This window comes from Pauljensenia sp. UMB3104 (genome assembly GCF_030217285.1).
In the GTDB taxonomy this organism is placed as follows: Bacteria; Actinomycetota; Actinomycetes; order Actinomycetales; family Actinomycetaceae; genus Pauljensenia.
In genome coordinates this window covers 1-269 of record NZ_JASONN010000322.1, presented here as the reverse complement: position 1 = coordinate 269, position 269 = coordinate 1, and the positions used below count along the sequence as shown (strand labels likewise).

The window sequence follows — 269 nt, the reverse complement described above, 5'->3', positions numbered from 1 at the left end:
CGCCACTGGCACGCACGTGCGCGTCGTCGATTCCGACGACTGGCTGGACCGGCGCGCCACGAACGCCGTCCTCGACGTCCTGCGCGAGGAGCGCGAGGCCGGCCGCGACCTGGACATGCTCGTCACCAACTACGTCTACGACAAGCAGGGAAAGTCGGTCAAGGCCGTCATCCGCTACCGCAACGTCCTGCCGCGCGGCCGTACCTTCGGCTGGGCGGACCTGCGCCGCTGCCGCTACGACCAATACCTCATGATGCACGCCCTGACGA

General features: G+C 68.4%; 1 pseudogene. It reads left to right on the top strand.

Features of this window, described 5'->3' with window-relative positions:
* Nucleotides 1–269, top strand: a pseudogene (locus QP415_RS11885) (glycosyl transferase); the annotation flags it as partial.